Genomic DNA, 25,694 nt, shown 5'->3' with positions numbered 1-25,694 from the left:
ATGCAATGCAAATCATTCCACTTCAAGGAGGTCAAGAAACGCTTTGAGCTGCTTTGATCGTGTCGGATGGCGCATTTTACGCAAAGCTTTCGCCTCAATTTGCCTGATCCTTTCGCGCGTTACATTGAACTCTACACCAACTTCTTCGAGAGTTTTTGGCTTGCCGTCATTCAGTCCGAAACGTTGAATCAGAACTTTCCGTTCGCGATCAGTGAGCGTCAGGAGAACTTCGTTCATCTTGTCTTTCAAGATTGAATAGCCTGTAGCTTCCGCAGGGGAATCCGCGCCTGTATCTTCCAGGAAATCGCCAAACTGGCTTTCGCCGCCATCTCCGACTTCAGCTTGAAGAGAGATCGGGTGTTGAGCGATTTTGTAAATTTCTCTGATTCTTTCAGCAGAAAGTCCCAATTCGTTTGCCAACTCTTCCGGAGTGGGCTCTCTGCCAGTTTCCATCATCAGCTTTTTCGCTCCGCGAAGGACTTTATTGATGGTTTCAATCATATGGACTGGAATGCGGATGGTGCGCGCCTGATCGGCAATGGCGCGGGTAACGGCTTGCCTAATCCACCATGTCGCGTATGTAGAGAATTTGTATCCTCGGCGGTACTCGAATTTTTCCACCGCCTTCATCAGCCCCATGTTCCCTTCCTGGATCAAATCGAGGAAGGAAAGGCCTCGGTTGGTGTACTTTTTAGCGATAGAGATGACGAGGCGGAGGTTGGACTCGACCATCTCTCTTTTGGCTTCCTGACTTTTGTCCATCCACCTCTGCAGCATGCGCACGTCTTTTTTGTACTCTTCCAGAGAACGTCCTGCTGCTAGCTCTTTCTTTTTTAACTTCCGCTTGGCCGCTGCCAATTTCAATCCAGCGTACTTGTTTCTTTCTGCACGCGGGGTGAGCTCAAGAATCTCTTCTTCCAGCTGAAGGAATCTGTCATAGGATTCCATGATCACCTCGCCGAAATCATCGATAATGTTATGGCGCAGGTGCAGCCTTCTCAGATAGGCTTGCGTTCTGATCCTGGCTTTTTCAATCTCTTCCAGATAATAAGCGCGCTCTGCCTTTGTCAGTTTGGGATTTTCGAGTTCGATCAAGTGGCTCTCAAGGATCTGATCATCTTTTTGCAGAAGGTCGCTAAGACGGGGCAGCAATTTTAGAAATTCCGTCTTGTTTTCAATTTCCTTTTCTGTGATGCACTTGTCGAACCGCTCTTTGTTATTGATGAGAGCGGAACAGATCGCAATCGTTTCTCTTGACGAGTTGCGAAAGCGCATAATGATTCTTTCGATCTGGTGCTGCGCTTTTTCTATCCTCTTTGAAATTTCAACCTCTTCTTCCCGGGTAAGAAGAGGGACGGATCCCATTTCCTTAAGATACATCCGGACAGGATCGTCAGGTGTGCCTTCCACCCGGCGAGGCAGCCCTTCAAGCTCTTTTGCCTCTTTCTTTTTTTCTTTTTGGCGCTCAACTTCGGATTGGTTCAAGATCTGAACGTCCATACCGCTTAGGAAAATCAAGATCTGGTCGATCTGATCCGCGGTGTCAATTGTCATTGGAAGGACATCATTGATCTCTTCGTAAGTGATGAAACCTTGGTCTTTTGCGATTGCAACCAACTCGTCAATCTTTTGCTGATGTTGTTGGGAAATCGCTTCTTTAGGGGTGCTATTATTTTTCATTCTCTCCTAAGATGTTCGGTGGTGGCAAGACTTGCGTCAAAAATTTCGGTGCGCGAAATTGATTAACATGATAGTGTTTAAGAACATAGAAAAAGCCGAATAAAGGGTACGACAATTGTCCTCTAAGGATCTTGTTTTTGTCAAGCTCGTTTAATTATTAGAATACTTTTATCTTTTCCACAAGTCCTAAATGCAACTTTTTGCTTTAACCGTTGAAAAAGAGGTTGTTGCTGCAGTAGATGCGGTGAAAAAAACCGAGTATTACTGCATGGAATGCAGTAAGCCTGTTCGACTTAGAGGAGGACGGCATCGCCAGGATCATTTTTATCATTTAAATCCCGACCCTAGCTGCCGTCAAAGCCAAAAAAGTTTAAATCACTTGCAGGTCCAATGGCATCTTTTTCATCTTCTTCCCGATGATGAGGTTGTTTTAGAGAGGAGGTTTCCTGAAATTTCCCGCATTGCTGATGTGGCATGGGAGAGGCGCAAGCTCATTTTTGAGGTGCAATGTTCTCCAATTTCCCAAAGGGAGGTAGAGGAAAGAAACCGGGATTATGCCAGCATTGGATATGAAGTTGTGTGGATTTTGCACGAAAGACGGTTTGTCCGGAAACAGGTCGCTGCCGCAGAAGAGTGGCTGAAAGATCATCTTTGCTACTACACCAATTTTGACGAAGAAGGGAGAGGTGAAATTTATGACCAGCTTCATTTATTCAGCGGCGGGTTTAGAAGCTATTCTTCGAAAAAAACAGCAGTCAATCTTTCCTTGCCTTCAAAGGTGAAGGGAAAGTTTGCTTTTGAAGGAGATTGGAAATACAGACTGATGTTGCGCGACCCTTGCGCTCTCGATGTTTGGAACCAATGGGAAAAAAGGAAAAAACAGCAGTTTCCCTCCTATAAATTCAGGCCGATGCACGAATTGAAAAGATGGTATCTCAATCTTCTGAGACTTTTGTTAGAGGAAAATTCTACGCAGGGTAAAGGGTGCCGATGACGTAATGGCGGAAGATGCCGGTGGGAATAATTTTCAGATGGCAGTTGATCAAAATATTTTGACCGTTTTTTGTTTTGAACAGCATGCGCGCCTTAGATTCGGTATGTGGAGAGAGCTGCCCTAAAGCAGCGTTCCATTCTTCATAACCCTCTCTAATGATTTCGGAAAAATTTCTGGTGAACGTTTCCGAATTCCAGCCCATGATCATTTCTATCTGGTCGTTTGCAAAGATTAATCTGTTTTCTTTGAGGGAATAGACAATGATGCCGCTTGATGTTTCGCTGCGTAAGCTGTCATACAGCCGTCTGAAATCAAGAGCGGAACTATCAAGAGGCATGTGATGGAAGCGGCTGTTGCTGTTGAAACGGTTAGAAGTTGTAATTTTTTGTGCGATATTGATGCACCTTCCAAGAAGCACGGAGGCCTCCTCCGGACTTCTTACCATCGATCCTCCATAGACGTAAGATGACGAAGGTTGCTCATTTTCTTTTTCTTCCGAGTAAGCAGACTCTTTTTTCGAATTCCCGATTTCTGCTAGCTGAAGAAGTGTTTTGACTTCGTAGTTGAGATCGCGCACCTTGCTTTCTAGCTCGCTGATCTGTTCTTGCTTTTTCTTGATCACTTCCCGCTGTTGGTTGATTGTTTCCTGGTACTCGCTTAGCAAAGTGGTCTTGCGTCTGATCTCTTCATCCGCTTCCAATGATTGAGCTTCTATTTGATGCTGGATATCCTGAAGTTTCAACTCGAACTGCGCTTTCTCCTGTTCGTGCTTATGCAGTGTTTCTTCCAGTTGATTCTGTTTTTGGATGAGGTCGTGGTTTTTTGATTGCGCATCTTTTAAGGCCTGCTCCAGTTCCCCGATATTTTCCGGGCTGGAAAAAGAGGGCGCGTTTTGCATCGGTTCGGGGGAAGAGGGAAGAGGAAGCTGCTCTGCAAGTTTGGACTTTTCCCATTGTCTTAGCAATAGAAAAGCGAGAATCGATCCTACTGATGCGATGAACAATCCAAAAACAAATTTGAGCAGGCTGGCGTCAGGATAAATCGAGATAATCAGGATCGAAGCAAAGTAGAGAGCTATGATTAATCCTGATAATTGTAGTCGTCGACGCAACGCTAACAGCATTAGAAAATAACAGTTAATTTGGTATAAAAGATCATTATACAACTTTCCTCTTTATACTGAAATGAACTCAAAACTTAGTTTTCGGCGTCGTTGCCAATCTCTAATTTTAATACCCAATCTATTTAGTTTGAGTTAGATCGGTTTTTTTTTGAGATCTCTAACGCTGCCGATATCTGGCTAACTGTTAGATTGGGTCGACGGGGATTCTGGGAGCTGATTGGCTCGATGCAAGCAAAAGATGCTCCTTTGGGATGCCAAACTTGCCAGCTGTTTTCTGCCGAAGGGCATGAGGTGTTGATGGTTAGCGAATGGGATTCTGTTTCCAGGACAATTTTCCCTGCCAAGAGGTCCGGATAGGGATGGAATGTGCAGTCAGTTTCTTGAGCAAGGGGATAGGTCAAGACCCTCTGAGAATCAACGTTCCAGTCCGAAGGAAGGGGCTGTTGTTTATTGCCGTTTAGGTTGTCTAAGTAGGTCTTTTGCACAGCGGCGCGTACACAGGCCGATTCTTCCTTGCCGATTGCATAATAATAATGAAAGCCGACGACGGAATCGGTGTCGCTGGAAACAGATAAGTTAAGTTTCAACCCTTTCGGATCCAAGAGAATATCGAAAATCATTTTAAAATTTTGCCCTTCGATTTCAGAAAGAGGGATGCCCTCAAGCAAGTCTTTTCCTGATAGCTCGGCGTGGATAGAATTTCCGTTGATTTCTGCATTCCAGGCAGCGTAGCGTCCGACGCCATGAGAAAAAACGTCGCTTTTTTTCTTTTCCCGCATCGCTTTTTCATGAGCAAATTCGTGATTGATTTTGGGAACAAGGCGGGCTGCCCTTTCGTAGAAGTGAGGGCCGATGAGTGCGCCTAGTCCGCTGCGGAATTGATTAAAGTCTTCTTTTGTGGATTGATCGATCGTTTCAATAGCGCCCAGTTTGTAGCTTGCAAGTGTCATTCCCTTATCGGGAAGAAAAGTAGCTTCCAGAGCCGTTCCTTCTTCAGTTTGGGTAGATAATGTGACCGTTTTCATTGCTTTCCTATGTAATGGCACGCTTTAGCCAAATAAAATAAATCAGTATGCACCACACAATAGCGGTATAGATGCTGGATTTCAATGGAAAATGCCGGTTAATCGTTGAGTTTTGGGGCTGCGAAGGAGAATACCGCACAACCCATTCCTTTTCCTTATGCTGATTTAAAAAATGATTGGCAGCTTCTCTGTTGCGGTACCGTTCGGCTTGAAACGTTGTGCTTCCTTCGGCTTTTTGACCTTTGTGCAAAAAAATATAGTTTGCTGAGAGCGCAAACCGGTCGCTTGCCTGTTGTTCGATCTTCCATTCTATCGATATAGGATGCGTAGAGCGTGTTTGCATGGCCCATTGGTAGGTTTTATAGCCGGCATCGAAGGAGAGCCAAAGAACAACCAATGCAATGCAAGAAAGGAATGTTACCCATAGCTGCTTTTTTTTCATGGATTTCTTTTTTTGAGTACGACTTTATCAAAACTTTCCGGAGGGTCAATGGTAAATTGCATTTTTTTTCTTTTCACAGGATGGATAAATCCCAGATGGTCAGCGTGCAGCATCAACCGCTTTCCGGGATTTGATGACGCGCCATACTTAGTATCTCCCGCAATCGGATGTCCTGCATCGCTGCAGTGAACTCGTATTTGATTTTTCTTGCCCGTTTCCAATTTTAGCCTCAACCGTGTGAATTTTTTTGAATAGCCTTCGACGACGTAATGGGTAATAGCCAGCTTCCCTTTTCTAGCGTTGTCTGTGCTATGCACAACATAATTTTCATCTTCGTGGAGATAAGAGCGCCAAGAGCCGCTTCGAGGTGTCAACTTCCCTTCGACAATGGCTGTATAGCATCTTTCGATTTCATGTTTTTCAAATAAAATTTTCAACTTCAAACAGGTTTGTTTGTCTAATGCAAAAACGATCACTCCCGAGGTGTCCTGATCCAGGCGGTGCACCACTTCGACAGTTTTCGGCTGAAAATGCTCTTTGAGAATTTTGTGTAAAGTAAGATTTTTTTCAAAATCAGTTGCGACGCTTAATAGGCCGGAAGGTTTGAAGACAACTGCAAGGTGAGGATCTTGGTAAAGGATCTTCACCCCTTCAGCGATCACGTTCTGCTTTTTGACAACCTCGAGAATTTGTCCTTTTTTTAATGAAAGGGTTCCAAGTTTGCATGTTTGTCCATCCACTTTGATCCGCTCCTCTTTCAATAAGGAGCGGAGAGTAGTTTTTGAAGAATCCGGATAAAGTAGCCGGAGAGCTTCGAGCAGAGGTTGATCCTGGTCAATCATCTTTTTCATAAACGGAGAAATCACTATAATTGATCTTGTATTTTTCTGACACCCATATACTTTTTGACGAAATCCCCCAAGACGTTGTATACTGCTCAACTAAAAAGTAGTGGAACTCCGGGAGAGCATTTCCTGAAGGTTCGATAAATTGTAGCAGAGGAACAATGGCTGAAAAAGAAGCAAAAAAGAAAGAAAAAAGATCCACCGCGTTTAAGCGAGATCTTCAAAATCGAAAAAAAAGGGCGGATAATCGTGTGTTTAAGTCACGTGTGAGAACAGCGATTCGCCGTTTTGAGGAAGTTGTTGCGAAAAATGAACAGGAATCAGTTGCGGAAACGCTTAGCGTTGTTTATGCCCTCATGGACAAAGGGGTGAAGAAAGGGCTGTATAAGTTGAATATGGCTAGCCGTACAAAATCCCGTTTAGCTGCAAAAGCTGCTAGGGCAAAGTAATTCCTTATTTATTAAATCCTTGCAGTTTGGCCTGCAAGAATTACCTACAAGGAGAAAGAAATGGCGAATACACTGTCTGTTCACAATTCGCTGGCTTCGGCTTTAAATTATGAGTACGAATGCCATACAAAAAGTCGTGTTTTAGGAAAAGTGCACAAATTTTCCGGTAGTTGGATTGAGCCGCGGGAAAGATTTGCTGTTGCTGCATACGAAGCGCAGGTTGCTGCAATCCATTCTTTGGCTTCAGCCATTTTCCATACGTTATGGTCAATGACTGCAGGAAAGCTTTTTACAGATAAAGAGGCTCGTCACTTTGCTGTACAATCTTGGAAAGATTTTGGCGATCACTTGGTTTCTGCGTTGAAAGGGTTCCTTGGAGTGATCAGTCCGACTATAGCAGATTGGGCGGACAAGAAAGTGATGACGGTCCGATCCAATGAGGAAGAAGGGATTGAACTGAAAGATCAGCGGAAGATTGATGAACCCTCTATAGAAGTTAACGAAGACTAAGTTGATTCGAAAGAAGAAGATTTTAAGGACTAAATTGATTTCCTGATCGAAGCGGGAAGAATCGCCCGCTTCGTTTTTTTACATTTCTTTCGATTTAAATTTTTGATACATTTTTCTCTTTCGAATGATCATTCAATTTGAAAGAAACTTTTATGATTCTCATTTGTTTATTTCTATTGAGTCTATTTTCCGTTAACGCTCTTGAGCCGACGTTAACTGTGCAGATTCCCATGCGGGATGGGTGCATGTTGTCAACAGATCTTTATTTTCCTCCGAATGAGGCTGTGGAAAATTGTCCTTGTGTTCTGTTGAGAAGTCCTGCAGGAAGAAAAAATTCTTACGCAGTCCGTTATGCAGCGATTTCTCAGTATGGATATGTGGTGGCTATTCAGGATACGAGAAGCGCTATCGATAAAGAGGGAAAAATTTTTCCGGGGTTAAGCGATGGTTGGGGAGCTCTGCAAGACGGATACGATACGGTTGAATGGCTTGCTGCCAGCCCTTATTCGAATGGAAAGATAGGAACAACAGGCGTTTCTGCTCTTGGCATTACCCAATATCTCCTTGCCCCTACAGCTCCCCCCTCTTTAAAATGTCAATATATTGGAGTAGCAGCATCCAGCATGTACCATCATGCATTGCGGCCCGGAGGGGAAATCCTTAAAGATCAGGTTGAAGGATGGTTGGGGCTCTATGCCAAAGATACCGGTGTGCATGCGTTTGCCTATACCCGCCCATTCTACAATCATTTTTGGGAGGGTTTCAATACGGTGAAACAAGCAGAGAAAGTGACAGTGCCGGCTCTTCACTATGGAGGATGGTACGATACCTTTCTGCAAGGTACGATCGATGGTTTTCTCTCAAGAAATGAAAAAGGAGGCGAGGGAGCAAAAGGGACGCAAAAGTTGGTGATTGGCCCTTGGACCCATTTTTGGCCGGAATCCAATCGTTTAGGAGATTTTTCTATCCCCCCAGGAGGACAACAGCCTCCAATCGATATGAGTTGTGTTGCTTGGTTTGATTATCACTTGAAAGGAATAAAAAACAGTGTTGAGAAGATGCCGACAGTCGTTTACTACGTAATGGGAGCATTCGACGAGTCGCATGGCAGTGGAAATTTTTGGCGTTTTGCAGACAGATGGCCGCCGCCAAGCAAGATGACGCCTTATTTTCTGACAGTAGACGGCGAGCTGACCTCTTTTTTTCGTCCTAACAGAAAGGGAAAAACATTAACCTATATGAGTGATCCGCGCGATCCTGTTCCAACTGTGGGGGGAAGGAATTTATTCATCGAATCAGGGCCTAAGGATCAGCAAGAGATTGAGAAAAGAAAAGACGTCCTTGTTTTCACTTCTCCGCCTCTAGAAGAGGATTTAGAGGTGACTGGACATGTGACAGCGCGTCTGTTTTTTTCCTCTAGCTGTAGCGATACAGATGTTGTTGTGCGGCTGACGGATGTGTATCCCGATGGGAAAAGTCTTTTGATTTCTGACGGCATGTATCGAACAGGTATGGGAACGCATGAAGCGGAAGTTCCTTTTGCTCTTGATGTGGATTTGGGAGCGACAAGCATTGTCTTTGGAAAGGGGCATCGGATTCGAATTTCAGTTTCCGGTTCTAACTATCCAAAATATGATCTAAATTGTCATTTGGGGTTTGTCGGTGCACATAAAGGACGGTATGCGGTTGCCCGCAATTGCTTATATATGAGTGAAGAGTATCCCTCGCAGATTTTATTGCCTGTATATACCGAATCAACTTCAAGATTCGGTTTTTGACGTCATCGTTAACCTTTGATTTTGAGACCCGCTTGCATCGCGGGAGCCTATTCAGGCTCACGCTGATTGACCCGCCCGCTTCGTCTGGCTCAAAATACTGACCATGATTCAACATTTACTAAATTTTCAATTTCACCTTCTTCAAGGTTTCATGAATGAATTTTGCTCGACGATGTGCGATCTCCTCTTTGGGAATCTCTTCATTGAACCGTGCTAAAAGGTGAGCACGCCGGCAATCAAAAAATAATCGGTTCAATTCATGAGGAGTGACTCCTGAAAGCCACTCTAAGGCAGATCCAAGCTTTAATAAGCTGAGAGCATTGAGAGTCTCAATGGTTTCCATTTGATAGGAATGAGCTAAAATTGCATAGGCGCGGCTGACTTTGTCCATTAAATGCGGTTCGGGAGCTGCTCGCAGGTGAGCGCGTGCATTATTCTCTTCAACCATCAGCTTGGTGACAAATAGCCTTAGAGTTGAAATAATGTTTTCCTCAGTCAGTCCCAGGGTATAATTGTTTTTAATTGCCAAAATATCGCCGATAACTTCATTAGGGTTCCCTTGAAGGCCGGTAATTTGGATCCCATCGGTTTTCATTTTCACGAGTTTCTCCTCCAATAAATCCAAATGGATCAAAGCGGAGGGCTGCAAATACACTGTCAAAATAAATCCCGTGCCGCATTGAACTGGATGGGAAGTGAGAAAGCCAAATTTTCTAGAAAAAGCGTAATTGACTGCTTGCCCCAAGCTAGTTTCGATTTTAATCATTTTGTTCCAGGCTGTTTCCAATTCCCCTTCGCAGTCAATCAGTTCGAAATTAATGTGATTGTCGACATTAATTGTCGTTAAGAATTTTCCTGAGTGGTCTAAGATGAAAGCTTCTCCGGAGTGTGCCTGCTGAAAACTGGAGCTGCTGAGGAAGTGTTCAACTAGATATTCCTTTTCAACAGGGCTGGCATCTTCCGATTTAATCATGAAAGGCTTGTTTAAATGGGAGGATTGTAGGATAGGGCGGCTAACAAGAGAAATGATTTGCCCCCTTTTGTTTCCCTCCAGTTTTCTGGGAAAAGGGTATTTGTCAATGTTTCTCAATAGCGAAATAGTTGAAGCCAGCCAGATATTATTTTCGTTGTTTGCCCAAGGCTTGTTTTGATATAAGGCTGAATGGGATTGAGTTTTCCTAATCATTTTTATCTTCTGTTTTTTTAGATTCTTTTGTCAGTTCCTTGATTTGATCTCTGAGCAAGGCGGCTTGCTCGTAATCTTCTTTTTTTAACGTTTCCTCTAAAGCTTCATTGAGAGCGATCAATTTCAAGGATGGACTGATCTCGTGAGTTTCTCCTGGAGCGCGTCCCACATGCATAGGAACGGATTTTCCTTGCTTGACAATGCCGGGAAAAAGAGCGTGCGCCGCAATCAGTTCATTAATCAAGACATCTCCAAAGACGGAATAGCAATTTGTGCAACCAACACGATGGCTGACTTTGACATCAGCCAAAGTTGTTCCGCACTCGCCGCAAACAAGTCCGGTTCCCTCTTTTGTCGGAGACTCATGCTCTTCAAAAGGGATCCCTTTGAGTTTCTTTTGTAACTGAGGGCACGTGTCGCACATCCCTGTATTGGTGCATTTTCCTCCGACAATTTCTGTGTAGTGGACGGTGATTGGATTTTTGCATTCGCTGCACTCAAGAGGTCGGTCAGGATGAACGTTTTCCTTTCGTGGATGGATTTCCATGTGATTTCTGCTCTTTTTTTATTCAAAATATAACGGTTTGTCAGATGACTACTCCCATATCTGAATCATAGGACATCAACTTAAAACAGACCAGAGATTTTTCTAAAAAAAATACAGTTAAGGATTTAAGATTAGATAAGGCATGTCGAAAATCAGATGCCTTTGTGGAGCACTTGATGACGAATCATAACAAAAAGATGTGAGCCTTGTTGGACTCGAACCAACGACCCTCTCATTAAAAGTGAGATGCTCTACCGACTGAGCTAAAGGCTCACACTATACTGACCCCAAGGGGATTCGAACCCCTGTTATCGGAATGAAAATCCGGTGTCCTAGGCCTGACTAGACGATGGGGCCGGTTATCTTTCGTTTAAGAGCTACCATCTTACAATTTAGGATCTTAAATTGCAATGCCTAAATTGTAGAAACCTCCTTTTCTTTAACAGATGAAACATCATCGGCTATCTTACAGTACTTATCTGTAAGGATTTGAATATCTTTTTCAAATTTTTTCTCCATATCTTCTCCGATCTCTCCATCTGTTTTTTGCTTGCGAACAGCTTCATTCGAATCACGTCGGACGTTGCGGATGCTGACTTTAGCTTCCTCCCTCTTTTTATGGCAGAGTTTTACCATTTCTTGCCTAACGCTTTCGTCCATTTGAGGAATAGTGATCCGAACAACATTGGCATCAACGATAGGTCTAAATCCTAAATTAGCCTTTTCAATCCCTTTTCCGATCACCTGAGTGTTGTTGGCATCGTATGGTGTAACGAGCAGCTGTCTAGGTTCGGGAGTTGTGATGGATGCAACATCACGCAGCTTCATGCTGGTGCCGTAAACTTCTACAGTGACATTTTCCAGCATTGCTGGATTCGCCTGGCCTGTACGGATTTTTTTGAGTTCATCCGTTAAGTGATCGATACTCGCTTTCATTTTCTGTTCAGTTTGATCAATAATTGACATGGCTTTACATTTCTCCTTTAACTAACGTTCCCAAGCCTTCTTGGGAGAGGGCTGATAAAATTTTATCCTCAGTCAAATGCTTCATATTGAAAACAAAGATGGGAATATTGGAATTTCTACACATCGCGATTGCTGTGGCGTCCATGACCTTGAGATTATCCGACAAGGCTTTTGAGTAGGTAAGCGTTTCGAATTTTTTTGCGTCCTCATGGATCATGGGATCTTTGTCGTAGACGCCGTCTACTTTTGTTGCCTTAAGAATAATGTCTGCCTGGATTTCGCTGGCCCTTAGGGCGGCGGCGGTATCAGTTGTGAAATAGGGGTTGCCGGTCCCTCCGACAAAGATGATCACATTCTCGTTTTCCAGGTGATCGATAGCACGCCTAAGATCAAAGTTGTCGACGAGGCCTGGGCAGCTTAAAGAGCTCATGACAATTGCTTTGCAATTAATTTGCCCAAGAGCTTGCTGAAGGGCGATGCCATTGATCATGGTCGCCAACATGCCCATCTGATCAGCCGGAGTTCGTTCTAATCCCAAGTTTTCCAGATGAATTCCTCGGAAGATATTTCCTCCTCCGATCACAACTGCTACTTGCAGTCCGCTGTTTCGCATTTTGTCAATCGATTTTGCTAATTGTTCGCATGCTTCCTGGCTAATTCCAAAATGTTGAGATCCCATCAGAGTCTCTCCTGAAATTTTCAAGAGAATTCGCTTGTAGGGGTTGTTTGGCAATGACATAGTTGGGTACTGGTTCCTTAATGCGAATAAAATTCTATCATAAATTATGCCGTTTGCAAGCAAATTGAAACAAAAAAAGCGGAGAAGGATCAATTTCCCTATCCGCTTTTTCTTTAAGGATGTTGTCTAGAAGGCTAGCCTTGACCTACTGTCCATCTTTCGAAGTGGCTGATGGCGAGGTTGTCGCCGTGTTTTTTGACCAGATCTTCGATTTTGAGTGAGTCGTCTTTGATGAAAAATTGTTTGTTTAGGCACACATCATCGAAATATTTGGAAATTTTTCCTTCCAGAATTTTTTCGATGACGTGGTCAGGCTTTCCTGCCATTTGTGTTCTGGCAATCTCTTTCTCCTGATCGATCACTTTGCTTGGAACATCTTCCGGCCTGATGTACTCAGGGTGTGCCGCAGCGACATGCATGGCTATCTCTTTGGCGAGATTTTCTGCATCTCCCGAACCGTCGATTTTGACCATGGTGACGATCTTTCCACCCAAGTGAGAGTAAACACCCAGAGAGGAATCACTGCTTTTTTCAAACACCTTCAAACGACGCACTTGGATATTTTCTCCGATCGCCTGGACAATCGTTGCTCTGTACTCATCGATAGTCATGTTTTGATCTTTAGAAAATTTCTGTGCGAGAAAATCTTCAAGTGAAACGGGGTTTGTTTCAACAATTTCCTGAGCAACTTCCTGTAGGAATTGTTGAAAGCGCTCATTTTTAACAACGAAATCCGTTTCCGCGTTGATTTCAACCAAAGCGACCCGGCTTCCCGATTCTGCAATGGCGATCATCCCTTCGTTGGCGGCGCGCCCCTCTTTTTTTACAGCGCTTGCCATGCCCGATTTTCTGAGGTTTTCAATAGCTATTTCAAGATCGCCGTTTGCTTCTTCCAATGCCTCTTTGCATTTTCCAATGCCAACGCCTGTGCGATCGCGAAGCTCTTTAATCAGTTGGGGGGTAATGGTCATGATTAATTTTCCTCTTTTGCAGCGCCTGCGGTTTTTTTCAACTCAGCATCTTCTTTCCCGCTTTTGGCGAGGTCGACTTTGCCGACAGCGATCTCTTCGCCGATCTTCTTGTCCTCTTCTTCGGATCCCTCTTTTCTGGAAACGAGGCGCATCTCATTCTTTTCTTTCGCAATGACATCTGTCAAAGTATTGATAATCAATTTAATACTTTTGAGAGCATCATCGTTGCAAGCGATAACGTAGTCGATAGGATCGGGATCGCAGTTCGTGTCGACAAGTCCCATCACAGGAATGCCCAATTTTTTCGCTTCTGCAACAGCAATGTGCTCTTTGGAAGGGTCGACAACAACCACGAGACCCGGAAGCTTGCGCATGGAGCGTACGCCCGAAAGATTCTTGTCTAGCTTGAGCTGCTCTTTAGTCAGCAGCGAAAGCTCTTTCTTGGTCAATCCTTCGCCGCCTGCAGCGATCTGCTTTTCAATGCGATCAAGTTTTTTAATGGATTGGCGGATGGTTGACAGGTTGGTCAACATGCCTCCCAGCCATCTTTCGCAAACGTAAAACTCGCCGCACTCTTCAGCAAGTTCTTTAACCACCCCTTTTGCCTGCTTTTTTGTTCCGACAAAAAGAATGGATTTATGTTTCTTGACGCACTCTTTGACAATTTCAGCAGCATTTCTGACCTGCTGCAAAGTCTTTGCCAAATCAATAATGTACAGCCCATTGCGCTCCTCAAAAATGAATCGTTTCATTTTTGGGTTCCAACGGCTCGTTTGATGCCCAAAATGAGCGCCGGCTTCTAATAAATTTTTAATGGTGATTTCAGCCAAGCCTTGTCCCTCCTGGTTGACGACGGCATCCTGCCTTTCGATCAAAATGGAAATTTTAACTGCGGCAGGATTTTGGTCTTGGTTAATAATAGTTTGATAGCGCCTGATCAGAATCGAACTGACACTCGTAGCTTGGAAGGCTACTGTTCTACCATTGAACTACAGGCGCATTTGTGCATACATACTGCCATACCTTCTGTTTTTTTTGCAATGGCCAATAAACAAATAAATGCCTACACTTTATCTCAACAGTCGGTTGAACTTCTAAAATAAATGCCCATGCCAAAACGGAGACGACGCGCAAGACCTAGGCTTACGATCGAGGAAAAAGCTGCTAAAGTGTTGAACCTCGTGTTCATCGGATTTCTTCTGATTACACTTAGATCGTGGCATCTTTCCGTTATTTTACACGAAGAAAAGTTGGAGGAGGCCAGACGGCCGCAAAAACGGGTCGTGATCGAATCTTCAAAAAGGGGAACGATCCGCGATCGTTTTAATATCCCTTTGGCGATCAACAAAATGCAGTACAACCTTGCGATTTCCTATGCGCAAATCCGTCAAATTCCCGGAGTTGTTTGGGAAAAGGAAAATGGGAAAAAGGTTAAACGCTATATAAGGCGGGAATACATTGAAAAATTATCTGCTGTGGTTGGGGAAGAGCTGCATTTGGATCCCGACTACGTTGAAGATCTGATCTACTCGAAGGCAGCTCTGTTTCATCATCTACCCTACGTGGTGAAAGAGGATATTTCGGAAGGGCAATATTACCGTTTGAAGATGTTGGAAAGAGATTATCCCGGATTGCATACACAGTCTGTACCCAAGCGTTATTACCCATATGGGAAAGTTGGCGGAGAAATGATCGGCTATATAGGGGCGATCAGCCGACAGGAATACGAGTCGGTTGTCCAGGAGATCAAATCTCTTGAAGAATGGCTGGGAAAATATGAGATGGGTCAAGATCCCGAGCTTCCCGAAGGCATAGAAACGGTAGAGGGGGTCGAGAAGCGGTATAAAGAAATGGTTGAGCATGCCTATTCCATCAATGACTACGTTGGAAAAATGGGGATTGAAGGAAAATTTGAGGAGGTGTTGCGTGGATATCATGGAAAAAAAGCATTTGCTTCCGATGCGCAAGGGAATATCATCCAGGAACTGCTCGAAGGAAAAGAGCCGCAGTCCGGCAGCCGCGTCTTGTTGACGATTTCGCAGGAATTGCAGGAATATGCTGAAAAATTGCTTATTCAAAATGAGGCTGTGCGGGTTCCAAGAGTATCGCGTGTCAATGCCCAGTCGAGGAAAAAACTGGAAGAGAAGCAGCACTGGATCAAAGGGGGCGCAATCGTTGCAATGGATCCTTTTTCCGGAGACGTGCTGGCACTAGCCTCTTATCCTCGGTGTGATCCGAACGATTTTATCTCTTCGGGAAACGGGGAGGAAAGAGCGAGAAAAACCGCTAATATCCGGAAATGGTTTGAAACTGAAGAATACATTGCTGACGTTTGGAATCAGAAACGCCCTTTGGATCGGGAATTTTTCGATTTGAAGACTGAGCAGATTGCAGAAGAGGCGATTTGGGTGGATTGGCAAACATATCTCGAAATGATTCTTCCGATTGACTCCCCTATCATTGAAGCGCTCAATCGCGTTGGGAGCGTGAAAAATGCTGTCATTATCCAAAAACATTTGGAAAAATTGCTTGTGTTTTCTCCGTCTCAGTCCGCTTATGCGCTATTTAATCAACTTTATTCCGATCCTCCCCATCAGCTGTATGGAAGACGTTTGCCGGCTGTGCAGCAGGAGCATTTGGAAGAAGCGGTTGAAAAGCACAGGGAAACTGTGCAATTTCATAAGAAAGCGCTTGATCCCTTTTTTAATGGGCTGGAAAGCAATTATGACAAGGTGATGTTCTTAGATTTGGTGCGTATTGTGGTTGACCCGGAACGGATTTCGGACACTCTATTAAAGGAGATTGGCAGCCAGTCCTTGGTAGAGTACCGCAATGCGCAGTCGGCATTTGTCCTGATAGAGGAAACTGTGCGTCAGATGATCTGGGAGTTGTTCAGAGAGGTGCATTTTAAAAGATGGAGGGATCTCTATCAAAAGGAATTTTTGAAACAGAAACGGCGGGAGGAGAAGATCAATAAGGTGCGCTACGCCAAGCCCTACCTTGATTTGTTGGAGCAGCAGGAATTGCTGATGTTCCAGGAATTTTGGGAGCAGCATCGGTATGCCCTTCTTGCGACTTTTATGACGGGAGTAAGTTTTCAGGATTATCCGGAAATCAAACCGTATCAGGAAATGTTGGCAAGCTGGGAAAAAGAGCTGAAAGGAGGAGCTCACCAAGCGCTTTCTTGGAGTCGGTCTTATTGGAAATTACACCAGTCGGTGGATGGGTTATCTCCGGAAATGGTGCAGGATTATTTGGCAGGTCTTCGGGGGTTTGACAGGTTGAATCGATCCCTGCTTGGGCGTTACCGTCATCTGCGTTCTCAAGATGGTCAGCAGCTTGAAAAACATTTGGCTGCTGGATTTTATCCGAATTATGGATACGGTTTTGCTCGATCGCACGCTTATCGCCAGGCTGCTGTGCAAGGATCTATTTTTAAAATCGTCACAGCTTATGAAGCGCTTGTGCAAACATTTAATGCGTTTCAGGGAAAGCAGGCGGGTGAGATTCATTTAAATCCTCTGATTATGGTTGACGACATCTATAAGAGTGGCAAAGCGACTTTTGTTGGATATGATAAGAATGGGAAGCCGATTCCGCAGTTCTATAAGGGAGGAAGGATTCCTCGCAGCCATCGAAGCGGAATGGGGAAAATGGATCTTGTTAGAGCTATAGAAATGTCTAGCGATCCCTATTTTTCCCTTCTTGCTGTTGATGTTCTTGCTAATCCGGAGGATTTGGCAAGAGCTGCGAGGGATTTCTCATTTGGCTCAAAAACAGGGATCGACCTTCCTGCGGAAATTCCCGGTCAAATTCCATACGATCTCTCTGTCAACCGCAATGGGTTGTATGCAATGGCGATCGGTCAGCACTCGCTGGTCGTCACTCCTTTGCAAACTGCAGTGATGTTGTCGGCGGTTGCGAATGGAGGGAAAGTGCTTAAACCTAAAATCGTCAATATGATTGTGGGTAAAAATGAAAAGAACGAAGGAACGATTCTCTCTTTCGATCCGGTCGTCAACAATCGGATCTTTATGCCTGATGCTGTGCGTGAAGTTCTTTTGGAAGGGATGTACCGTGCAGTCTTCCGCTCGCAAACAGCTAGTTTGGGAAGTCTTTCCCATCTCTATGAAAATTATCCGGAAGCGATCAGTGATTTTATTGAATTAAAGAATCAACTGGTTGGCAAAAGCAGTACGGCGGAGTCGATGGAACAGCTGGATCTGGATCAAAATTTAGGGACCAATCTGTATAACCATATTTGGTTTGGAGGAATCCTTTACACTCCGGATCAAAAAAGTGAACCAAAAACATTTGTATTTAATGATCGCTTTGGCACGCCGGAGTTAGTTGTTGTTGTGTATTTGCGATTTGGAGCCTGGGGCAAGGATGCTTCTCCGCTGGCGGCTCAAGTTGCTCAAAAATGGCGCGAGATCAAATCCAAACATCTATCCCGATCATAATAAACCTGAATCTATCGAATATTCTTGAAAAGTTTTTCAAAATTTAGTAAATTTTTCTCCTAAATTTGTAAAATTTATGGATGATATTATGAGATCAATTTGCATTCTATTGACTACTGTATTTATGGCGACAGGTTGTGTGGGAAAGCTTGGACCGACAAGTTTGAGAAACGACAGCTTGGCTTATAACAGAGCCGTACAGCGCAGCAACGACACGCAGTTATTGCTAAACCTTGTGCGCCTTCGTTATCGCGACACACCAACTTTTTTGCAGATTGGTACGATCTCTTCCGCTTATGAATTAAAACGCAGCCTTGGTGCTGATATTAAAGATAATTCTTTTGAAAACGATACTCTGAAGTTAGGTTTGGATTTGATCGATAAGCCGACGACGGTGTATTCTCCCGTTCGCGGAAAAGGGTTTTCTGAGGAGTTGTTGACTCCAATCCAGTTGCCTAGCCTTTTGCTGTTAAACTCTTCTGGATGGCGTATCGATCGCGTTTTTCGCGTCGTGGTGCAACGGATGAATGGCCTGGCAAATGCGCCATCAGCTTCGGGTCCAACTCCGGAGGCTGCTCCAGATTATAAAAAATTTTCTGAATTGATGAACATTTTCAGAGAGCTTGAATTGCACGATGCGATCAATATTGTCGTTGATGTGCATCCTAAAACAGGAAAACCTGTATTCTCTATCGCGCTTGCACCGAATTTGGCAATGAATCATCTTTATGCCAGAGTTTGGGAGCTTCTTGATGTGGATTCCGGGACATATAGTATCCGCATGCTTCCTTATCACGGTGCGAAGAGAGAACGCAATGAGGTGCTCGTCGATACGCGATCGCTCCTGAGTGTCCTTTATTTCCTTTCTCAAGGAGTTAATCCTCCTCTTTGTGATGAAAAGAGCGGTAAGGTCACGGTCACTCTTGATGAAAATGGTAATTATTTTGATTGGTCGGAATTGCTTGACGGCATCATATCGATCAACAGCAAGCCGATTTCTACCAAAGATGATTGTGTTCCTTGCGGGATATACGTCTGCTATCGGGGTTCTTATTTCTACATTGATGATAGAGATTTAAACTCGAAAGCAACGTTCTCGCTGCTTTCGCAAGTCATGGCTTTGCAAGGCGGTTGCCCTGTTATTCCGGCTATTACGACAATCTCTTTGAATTAAGAGGTAAAAAGCGGTTCCTTGATTTTCAAATCAAGGAACCTGGAGGAGCCCTTCGTGATTTGAATCGGGATCGCTAGCATCGTGATTGTCATTCCACTCTTCCTGAGGCTGAGCAATATCGATCAATGCTTGACGGATTTTGTAGACAAATTGTGCGTCCTTTTTACCGTTTTCCATATACTCTTCTCCATACTCTGAAATGAAGCGAATTACGGCGCCTGCGGCATGTGGGCAAGCCATGCTGGTTCCACTCATTTTCATAAGTTTATCGCCTGGAGCATTCGATAGAATGTCCACACCTGGAGCTGCTAAATCAATTCCGGCTCCAGGTGAATAGACTGGATTATCGGGATGAACAGCTGTGCTGAAATTGGAAAACCAGGCAAGTGTGTCATCCAATTCTCCGTATGAACTCTTTGGTCCATTTCCGCCGGGCTTCCCATCTGTGTCAGTCATAGCGGAAACAGTCATCACTTCAGGATAAGAGGCAGGGAAAAAGTTGCTTCCTTTGAAATAATTTCTGTTATGGCCGTAGATATCCATGCTGCTGTTGCCTGCAGCGACTACGTAGACGATGCCTTTGTTGACGCTTTTTTGGATCGCTTCATGCATAAAAGTGCCATTTCCTAAGTCGCCCAAGCTCATATTGACCACATCGATCTGATCTGCGTGTTCAGTTACCCACTCGATAGCTGCGATGATGTCTGACATCCAGCCGGATCCTTTAGCGTCAAGAACTTTAAGGGCAATTACTTTTGTGCCGGGAGCGACTCCAACGACTCCGCGTCCATTGATTTTAGCAGCGATTGTACCGGCAACATGCGTACCGTGTCCGTTGTCATCTGTTTGCGCCTTAGAAGAATTAATGAAGTTAATTCCTAAGACCACGTCGATATCTGGGATATTCGGATCAACGCCTGTGTCGATGACAGCAACAGTCATTTCGGGGTAGATGTCTCCTGTGTCTGCTTTGATCCGTTTGACTCCGTTTGGGATTTTTTCTTCATTTTCAATGTTGGATTTAACAGGAATTATGCTGGTCGGTTCGATCAGGTGCATGAGGCGGTCTTGTTCGACCGATTCCACTTCCTTGTCTTCAAGAATCGATTTTATGTCTAAAGCTTCGTTGAGATTGATCACGTATCCATTTTTAAGAGAGCGGATCACGTGTCCTTTGGGAGCGTCAGTTATGGGACTGGCTGTTCTTTTAGTTTTAGAATTGCTTTTGAATTTGACGATGTATCGGTGCTCTTCCCCGTAAGCATGCGGGAATCCCATCGATAAAGCGATGATAAAAATTAAAAAGAATTTTTTCATAAAACAACCTTTTGAATTTATACCAAATACTTCATTATAGAGCGGGTCGTCAAAATTAGCTAAACATGCATCTTGCTGCTTCTTTTTCCCTGAGAAGATCATTTTCAGACTCGCCAACTGATACCAGCTTGCCTTGTCTTCCAAGAAGCTCTCCCTGGAAAAAATTTGTAATTATCTGCAATGTTAAACTCGCGGGCGACACTATCTAATTGAGGACACGCTCTTAATAACGTCTTTGGTCTTGAAGTCGTCGTTCAATGCGGCGTTGCTCTTCTCTTCGATACTCTTCTTCACGTGCTCTACGCCTTCTTTCTTGCAATCGGCGTTCCCATTCTCTCTGCTGCCGTTGTTTGTCCAATTCGCGTTCCTGGACTTCTTTTTCTATCTGTTTTCTTTCTTGAATATTTTCTTCTATCCGCTTTTGTTCTTCTGTAGCCGCATTCAGATGAAGAGAGAAGGGCAAAAATAATAGTAATAGACGATACATAACAGAATTCTCCTTGGTGCTGTTAGCTAATTTTTAATATAAAAAATAATTTTTATTTCTAAACTTTTTGTTAATGGCTGGCTATGAACCCTATTTCTATATTCAAATTCTGTTTCATTGTATAAAATAAACGAAAATGCTAGGTTAGCTCGGTATATTTCAAAATCCGATGCAAGAAAGGTTGGTACTGAAATGAAAAAATTAACAATTTATCAGACAGACGCTTTTACAAATACGATGTTTGGAGGAAATCCTACGGCAACAGTGATTGATGCTAGTGGAATGAACGATAAAGAGATGAAACATTTGGCAAACGAGCTGAAACATTCTGAAACAGGATATATCCTCCCCAGTGAAACCGCGGACTTTAAGCTTCGTTATTTCACACCCACAGGCGATGAAATCCGTTTTTGCGGACATGCAACTATTGGAGCAATGTCTGCGATGGAGCAAGATGGTTGGGTGAAGCACGGGGAAAAAAAGAAATTTCGTGCGGAGACAAACGCTGGAGTCATTAATTTGGAGATTGATTGCACTGCCGGCAAACCTAGCTTCAACTTTGAATCGCCGGAGGTCAACTTGGAACCGTTCACCGTATCTCTTGAACCTCTGGACTTTCCCGATGTAATCGCTTCCCCGATGATCGAAACAGGCAATCGTTATCTATATCTTGCTTTCAAAGATTTAGAGACCCTTGGGGGGTTGCGCCCCAATATGGATGAGGTGAAGCAATATTGCTTAGAGCATGAGATTGTCATGATCTGTGCATTGACCCCTTTTGCCATTGATCCTAAAAACCATGTTCATGCACGGGCATTTGGACCTGCTGTCGGCGTAAACGAAGATCCATTTACAGGATCGATGCAGGGAGGACTTTTCGGTTACTGTCGAGAAACCGGACTGATTAATCCCTCCTTGACCTCGATTTACACTGAGCAGGGGCATTTTTTAGGGCGTCCGGGGTATGTCAAAATAGACTATGACGATAATATTTATCGCTTATATGCGGAAGCAACTCCTGTATTTAAGACAGAAATGCAGATGTAAATTTATTTCAAAGTAGAGAATTTTTTAAAACAGTCACTAAAATTTCGCGACGGTTTTCGTCTTTTTGGAGCCAGTAGTCCATCCACTGATTCCAACGCTTGTCTCTGTTTTTTGTTTGTCTCTCTCTGATCTCTTCGTCCACGCGGGTCAGTTCTTGTTCCCTTACCTGAGTGAAAAACGCGACAATTTCCTGATTTTTGCGGAAAACCAGAGTCATGGCTTTAATGCATGCAAGGCCTTGCTTGCTGAAAAGAGGAATGCTTCTGGTATCAGCCTCTTCTTCTACTTTTGTTGAGTGCTCTTCGATAAAAGAATCAACCATGAGGTCATATTCCTCATCGTTGAGAAAGATGATTTTAATTGATTCAGCTGAAATGACTTGAGTGTTTTCACCATCTTGAACCACGATATTTTTAAAGTCTAAGGCTGCGATTTTTTCGTGCATTTTATACACTCTTTGTCCGCCTTCAAAATGGGTACGGACAAGCTGCTGGATTTTGCTGTCAAGCTCGCTTGCAGAATCGATTTGGGTGATGCAGAGGTCGCGACAGGTTCTGGTTGATATGAAATCAAAGTTATTGATCACGAAGTATTGAATCTTTGATTGCGAGGCAGAAGATGTTTCGGGAAGGGAAACAGCAGCACTCACATTCGGTTTTGTATGATCGATTGGAGGAAACATAAACTTTAACTCCTTAATTTCAAATCTATTATAACATCTTGAAATTAAAGGTCTGTAAAGAAATGTAAAATATTTTGTTAAGAAAAAAAACTGGTTCTTAATCAAAGAATGGAGGAAACTTTGACCAAGAACCAGTCCATATCGATTCCGGTTTGGAGAATATTCAAGCAATCTCTTAAAAAGATCTGTAAATTTACCTTATATCGGAATCAATATAAAAAATTCTAGAAATTTTCTAAAAAATGTTAAATATCTTAGTTCCAATTTGGTATATAGCGAATCAACTTCAAGAATCAGTTTTTGATGTAGAGGCCCGCTTATATCGCCTAATTTATTCAGATTGAGCTGCTTGACTGCAACTGGTCAGACAGGCGTTTCTTCGTAGATTTTTTCATAGTTGCGGCTTTCTGTGCCAAACCACTTTGCCGTTACTGTTTTGGTCTGTGTGTAAAAACGGATGGCATGCTTGCCATAGGCATGCAAGTCGCCTCTGATTGATCCTCTTGATCCTGTGAAACTGAAAAAAGGGAGAGGAACAGGAATAGGGATATTGATGCCAACTTGCCCTGTATCGACAAAGTGCTGAAAGTGGCGGGCGTGGTGGCCAGATTCAGTGAAAATGGCACTTCCGTTGCCGAAGGGGTTGTTGTTGATGATCGAGATGGCATGGTCAAGTGATGTCGACTCGAACAAAAGAAGAATGGGACCGAAAACTTCCTCTTCATAGATACGCATTTTGCGTGTGATTTTGTTGAAAATGGTAGGACCGACAAAATTGCCGTTCTCATGGCCAGGTACTTGGAGTTGACGCCCATCAAGAAGCAGTTCGGCTCCCTCTTGAAGCGCGCTTTCAAAAATAGAGAGTACTCTTTCTTTGGCTTCCGGCGATATTAGAGGACCCAGGTCGCTGGAAGGATCCAGACCTGGGCCAACCTTCAACTTCTTTGCTTTTTCAATCAGCTCGGGAATCCACTTTTTGGACTCGCCCACGAAAATCGCAATCGGGAGAGCCATGCACCGCTGCCCTGATGCTTCAAAAGCTGCTCTGGCAATAGCATTGAGAGTTTTTTCTTTATTGGCGTCCGGCATGACGACGGCATGGTTCTTGGCTCCCAAAAGTGCTTGCACCCGTTTGCCTTGAGAAGTTGCCCTTGCGAAAACTTCATGGCCAGCATGAGGAGAGCCAACAAAGGAAATGGCGCGGATCAGCGAGTGGTCTAAAAGTGCATTGACCACCTCTTTTCCACCATGTATCACATTGAGCACTCCATTTGGGATACCCGCTTTCTGAGCAAGCTCGGCAAGCATATTTGCTGTCGTTGCCGCCTGCTCGGAAGGTTTGAGAACAAAGGTATTGCCGGATGCGATAGCGATCGGAAACATCCAAAGAGGGATCATCGCTGGGAAATTAAAAGGAGTGATCCCGGCGCAAACGCCAAGGGGCTGCTGTAGGCTGTAGGTATCGATCCCAATCGAGACGTTTTCCACGGACTCTCCCATGATCAGAGAGGGGGTTCCGGCAGCGTATTCAACAACTTCGAGACCGCGAGTAACGTCTCCTTTAGCGTCGGCTAAGGTTTTTCCTTGCTCAAGTGAAATATTGTGGGCCAGCTTCTCTATATTTTCTCGGATAAGCTGCTGATAATTGAACATGGTGCGCGCCCTTTGGGAAGGAGAAACCTCTCTCCAATAAGAATAAGCGTTAAAAGCGGCCTGTACAGCTTGGTTTACCTCTTTTTCGGTACACATGGGAATTTCTCCAAGAACTTCCTGGGTAGCCGGATTGAGATTTTTAATTCTATGCGGAGAAACAGACTCGATCCATTCGCCATTGATCAAGAGATAGGCAGGTTTAAGAGCGCCGATTTTGGGGATTTTTGGATACATTGTTGTCATTTTAACCGAAAAACATTGATTAGGTTATTCATTATGCTCTTTTTTTGAAGGACAGAAAAGGCTGATCAATCCTGTGTTGTAGGCGATATTTCCTAAATGATTGAAAATATCTGTATAGTTCAAAGCTGGAGGGATTGTTGAAAGCGGGGGTTGAGTCATTTGCAGCTTTCCGATAATGCCTAAGCGGAGGATGTCGAGAGCAATGGTTGCGGCTTTAAACTCTGTGGATGAGTTCTCCGAAACCTGGGAGGCGATCGCATGAAATGCTGCATCTGATAGATATTCTCCTGTGGCTAAGAAAATCGTGATCGTTTTCCAAGCGCTTTCATATGGTCCGGAAGTTGAGGAGATGTCCAGGACTGAACTCCCGATTTCATAGGCCCATCCCGCAGCAACAAGAGCGGCAACTGATGCGTTATAAATTCTATACACTTTTTCTGTTGTGGACGCGTTTTGCCTGACTCCTACACACGATTGAGCAATTTCCCATCCCGCTGAAGCTGCGTTGCGTACTGAATAGTAGATGTTGTCAGTTAATGATTGAGTTCCCATGGGAACACTCCTTGTTAAATAAAATTCAATTAAGCGTAGAAATGCCGGCGTGGCGCATCTCGCGCGGGCTGTTGGTAATGATGCCGTCGACATTCATTTCTGCATAATGGCGCGCCTTATCCGGATTATCCACTGTCCACACCCAAACTAAACGTTGTTCGTCATGCACGACGCGCACAAGCTCGCTGGAAACAATCGAAGAATGCAAGGCATAAAAATTCGGGCGGTTTTCTCTATGGGGCTTGATTTTGTGAATGTCTTCGATGATAGCGATGATCGGTTGGCGAGGGGAAAGTTTGCGCACCTCTTCTAAAATTTTCGCAGATTGGCTGCCGATGATGACAGTTCTGCGGGGTTCTTTGTTAACGGCTTCGACAACTTTTTTAGCGAGGATGTTCGGGGGGGCTGAACCTTCTTTGATCTCTAACATAATGCCAGTACGGCCAAGCTCCGTATTTAGTAGGTTGGAAAGCGTAGGAATGCGCTGCCCTTCGAATTTCTGTGAGAACCAGCTGCCGGCATCGTAAGAATTGAGCTCATCCAGAGTTAAGGTTTCTATGGCAATAGGATAATGAGAATTGATTGTGCGGCACAGGAAGCGATCATGGACAACCACAGGTATGCCATCTTTGGTTAGATGCACATCGCATTCGACAAAGTCGGCTTCGACTCTCCCTGCGGAGAGAAAGGCGGATATGGTATTTTCCGGAGCTTCCTTGGAATTTCCTCGGTGAGCAATAATCGCGATGTCTTTGGCCGCGAGCAAAGAGGAGATGAAAATCAGGAAGACAAGAAGAATTTTCATACCCATCCTTTATAAA

At 44.1% G+C, this 25,694-nt stretch carries 24 protein-coding genes and 3 tRNA genes; 7 read left to right on the top strand and 20 right to left on the bottom strand.

The features are described 5' to 3' along the window. Positions 1-12: 12 nt before the first annotated feature. On the bottom strand, positions 13-1,680 hold the full coding sequence (locus WCW_RS09365; protein WP_013182975.1) for an RNA polymerase sigma factor: 1,668 nt from the start codon (positions 1,678-1,680) through the stop codon (positions 13-15). Positions 1,681-1,870: 190 nt separating this feature from the next. Here WCW_RS09365 and WCW_RS09825 point away from each other — a divergent pair, with 190 nt between their 5' ends. Further along, complete coding sequence (locus WCW_RS09825; protein ID WP_013182974.1) at positions 1,871-2,674, top strand: competence protein CoiA; 804 nt, start codon at positions 1,871-1,873, stop codon at positions 2,672-2,674. Here the strand turns inward: WCW_RS09825 and WCW_RS09355 are convergent. From WCW_RS09355 to WCW_RS09340, 4 genes are all read right to left on the bottom strand, one after another. Then, positions 2,649-3,839 carry a hypothetical protein gene (locus WCW_RS09355; RefSeq protein ID WP_041941621.1) on the bottom strand — a complete coding sequence of 397 codons (1,191 nt, stop codon included), beginning with the start codon at positions 3,837-3,839 and terminating at the stop codon, positions 2,649-2,651. The two genes, WCW_RS09825 and WCW_RS09355, sit on opposite strands and share 26 nt — an antisense overlap. Positions 3,840-3,919: 80 nt before the next feature. Beyond that, positions 3,920-4,822, bottom strand: a complete 903-nt coding sequence (locus WCW_RS09350; protein WP_013182972.1) for an aldose epimerase family protein — start codon at positions 4,820-4,822, stop codon at positions 3,920-3,922. 7 nt (positions 4,823-4,829) lie between these two features. Further along, entirely contained in the window at positions 4,830-5,264 is a 435-nt protein-coding gene (locus WCW_RS09345; protein ID WP_013182971.1) for a hypothetical protein, read from the bottom strand. Next, positions 5,261-6,115 carry an RluA family pseudouridine synthase gene (locus WCW_RS09340; protein WP_013182970.1) on the bottom strand — a complete coding sequence of 285 codons (855 nt, stop codon included), beginning with the start codon at positions 6,113-6,115 and terminating at the stop codon, positions 5,261-5,263. The genes WCW_RS09345 and WCW_RS09340 overlap by 4 nt, the downstream gene beginning before the upstream one ends. A gap of 155 nt (positions 6,116-6,270) precedes the next feature. Between WCW_RS09340 and rpsT the strand changes: the two genes are divergently transcribed. The 3 genes from rpsT to WCW_RS09325 all read left to right on the top strand — a co-directional run bounded on the left by rpsT (position 6,271) and on the right by WCW_RS09325 (position 8,846). Further along, entirely contained in the window at positions 6,271-6,558 is a 288-nt protein-coding gene (gene rpsT, locus WCW_RS09335) for a 30S ribosomal protein S20 (RefSeq protein WP_013182969.1), read from the top strand. Between the two features lie 60 nt (positions 6,559-6,618). Beyond that, positions 6,619-7,068 carry a hypothetical protein gene (locus tag WCW_RS09330; protein WP_013182968.1) on the top strand — a complete coding sequence of 150 codons (450 nt, stop codon included), beginning with the start codon at positions 6,619-6,621 and terminating at the stop codon, positions 7,066-7,068. A gap of 152 nt (positions 7,069-7,220) precedes the next feature. Next, a complete protein-coding gene (locus WCW_RS09325; RefSeq protein WP_143876386.1) occupies positions 7,221-8,846 on the top strand; it encodes a CocE/NonD family hydrolase in 1,626 nt (541 codons plus the stop codon). 118 nt (positions 8,847-8,964) lie between these two features. Here WCW_RS09325 and WCW_RS09320 read toward each other — a convergent pair whose 3' ends face one another. The 9 genes from WCW_RS09320 to WCW_RS09280 form a co-directional block, all read right to left on the bottom strand. Then, positions 8,965-10,032: a protein arginine kinase gene (locus WCW_RS09320; RefSeq protein WP_013182966.1), complete on the bottom strand. Its 1,068-nt coding sequence runs from the start codon at positions 10,030-10,032 to the stop codon at positions 8,965-8,967. Next, positions 10,025-10,579, bottom strand: a complete 555-nt coding sequence (locus WCW_RS09315) for a UvrB/UvrC motif-containing protein (RefSeq protein ID WP_013182965.1) — start codon at positions 10,577-10,579, stop codon at positions 10,025-10,027. Before WCW_RS09315 ends, WCW_RS09320 begins: the two co-directional genes overlap by 8 nt. A 200-nt stretch (positions 10,580-10,779) precedes the next feature. Continuing rightward, positions 10,780-10,852: transfer RNA gene (locus tag WCW_RS09310), tRNA-Lys, on the bottom strand. Between the two features lie 9 nt (positions 10,853-10,861). Continuing rightward, positions 10,862-10,936, bottom strand: a tRNA-Glu gene (locus WCW_RS09305). Positions 10,937-10,993: 57 nt separating this feature from the next. Beyond that, the gene (frr, locus tag WCW_RS09300; protein ID WP_013182964.1) at positions 10,994-11,545 is read right to left on the bottom strand and encodes a ribosome recycling factor; all 552 of its coding nucleotides are present in this window, start codon (positions 11,543-11,545) and stop codon (positions 10,994-10,996) included. A 4-nt stretch (positions 11,546-11,549) separates the two neighbouring features. Next, positions 11,550-12,284: a UMP kinase gene (pyrH, locus tag WCW_RS09295; RefSeq protein ID WP_079891183.1), complete on the bottom strand. Its 735-nt coding sequence runs from the start codon at positions 12,282-12,284 to the stop codon at positions 11,550-11,552. Positions 12,285-12,418: 134 nt separating this feature from the next. Then, positions 12,419-13,255 carry a translation elongation factor Ts gene (gene tsf / locus WCW_RS09290; protein WP_013182962.1) on the bottom strand — a complete coding sequence of 279 codons (837 nt, stop codon included), beginning with the start codon at positions 13,253-13,255 and terminating at the stop codon, positions 12,419-12,421. Positions 13,256-13,257: 2 nt separating this feature from the next. Then, positions 13,258-14,085, bottom strand: coding sequence for a 30S ribosomal protein S2 (rpsB, locus tag WCW_RS09285; protein WP_049767170.1), 828 nt, complete (start codon positions 14,083-14,085; stop codon positions 13,258-13,260). Positions 14,086-14,183: 98 nt separating this feature from the next. Further along, positions 14,184-14,254 (bottom strand) — tRNA-Gly (locus WCW_RS09280). Positions 14,255-14,364: 110 nt separating this feature from the next. On the opposite strand from WCW_RS09280, the gene WCW_RS09275 reads away from it, so the two are divergent. Continuing rightward, the gene (locus tag WCW_RS09275) at positions 14,365-17,718 is read left to right on the top strand and encodes a penicillin-binding transpeptidase domain-containing protein (protein ID WP_041941620.1); all 3,354 of its coding nucleotides are present in this window, start codon (positions 14,365-14,367) and stop codon (positions 17,716-17,718) included. Positions 17,719-17,806: 88 nt separating this feature from the next. Next, positions 17,807-18,892 (top strand): hypothetical protein, encoded by a 1,086-nt coding sequence (locus tag WCW_RS09270; RefSeq protein WP_143876385.1) that lies wholly within the window; start codon positions 17,807-17,809, stop codon positions 18,890-18,892. A gap of 30 nt (positions 18,893-18,922) precedes the next feature. On the opposite strand, the gene WCW_RS09820 is transcribed toward WCW_RS09270, so the two are convergent. Next, entirely contained in the window at positions 18,923-20,209 is a 1,287-nt protein-coding gene (locus WCW_RS09820) for a S8 family peptidase (protein WP_013182958.1), read from the bottom strand. A gap of 223 nt (positions 20,210-20,432) precedes the next feature. Next, positions 20,433-20,696 (bottom strand): hypothetical protein, encoded by a 264-nt coding sequence (locus WCW_RS09260; protein ID WP_013182956.1) that lies wholly within the window; start codon positions 20,694-20,696, stop codon positions 20,433-20,435. Between the two features lie 192 nt (positions 20,697-20,888). Between WCW_RS09260 and WCW_RS09255 the strand changes: the two genes are divergently transcribed. Further along, entirely contained in the window at positions 20,889-21,743 is an 855-nt protein-coding gene (locus WCW_RS09255; protein ID WP_013182955.1) for a PhzF family phenazine biosynthesis protein, read from the top strand. Between the two features lie 7 nt (positions 21,744-21,750). On the opposite strand, the gene WCW_RS09250 is transcribed toward WCW_RS09255, so the two are convergent. The 4 genes from WCW_RS09250 to WCW_RS09235 form a co-directional block, all read right to left on the bottom strand. After that, positions 21,751-22,425 carry a hypothetical protein gene (locus WCW_RS09250; RefSeq protein ID WP_013182954.1) on the bottom strand — a complete coding sequence of 225 codons (675 nt, stop codon included), beginning with the start codon at positions 22,423-22,425 and terminating at the stop codon, positions 21,751-21,753. A gap of 363 nt (positions 22,426-22,788) precedes the next feature. Continuing rightward, positions 22,789-24,312 carry a CoA-acylating methylmalonate-semialdehyde dehydrogenase gene (locus tag WCW_RS09245; protein ID WP_041941959.1) on the bottom strand — a complete coding sequence of 508 codons (1,524 nt, stop codon included), beginning with the start codon at positions 24,310-24,312 and terminating at the stop codon, positions 22,789-22,791. A 33-nt stretch (positions 24,313-24,345) separates the two neighbouring features. After that, positions 24,346-24,873 (bottom strand): hypothetical protein, encoded by a 528-nt coding sequence (locus WCW_RS09240; RefSeq protein ID WP_013182952.1) that lies wholly within the window; start codon positions 24,871-24,873, stop codon positions 24,346-24,348. Between the two features lie 25 nt (positions 24,874-24,898). Further along, positions 24,899-25,678: a glycerophosphodiester phosphodiesterase gene (locus WCW_RS09235; RefSeq protein ID WP_013182951.1), complete on the bottom strand. Its 780-nt coding sequence runs from the start codon at positions 25,676-25,678 to the stop codon at positions 24,899-24,901. Between the last annotated feature and the right edge of the window lie 16 nt (positions 25,679-25,694).

The organism is Waddlia chondrophila WSU 86-1044, from assembly GCF_000092785.1.
GTDB classification, from domain to species: domain Bacteria; phylum Chlamydiota; class Chlamydiia; order Chlamydiales; family Waddliaceae; genus Waddlia; species Waddlia chondrophila.
Note: the sequence above shows the minus strand (reverse complement) of the source record. Positions and strands in the feature narration are given on the sequence as shown.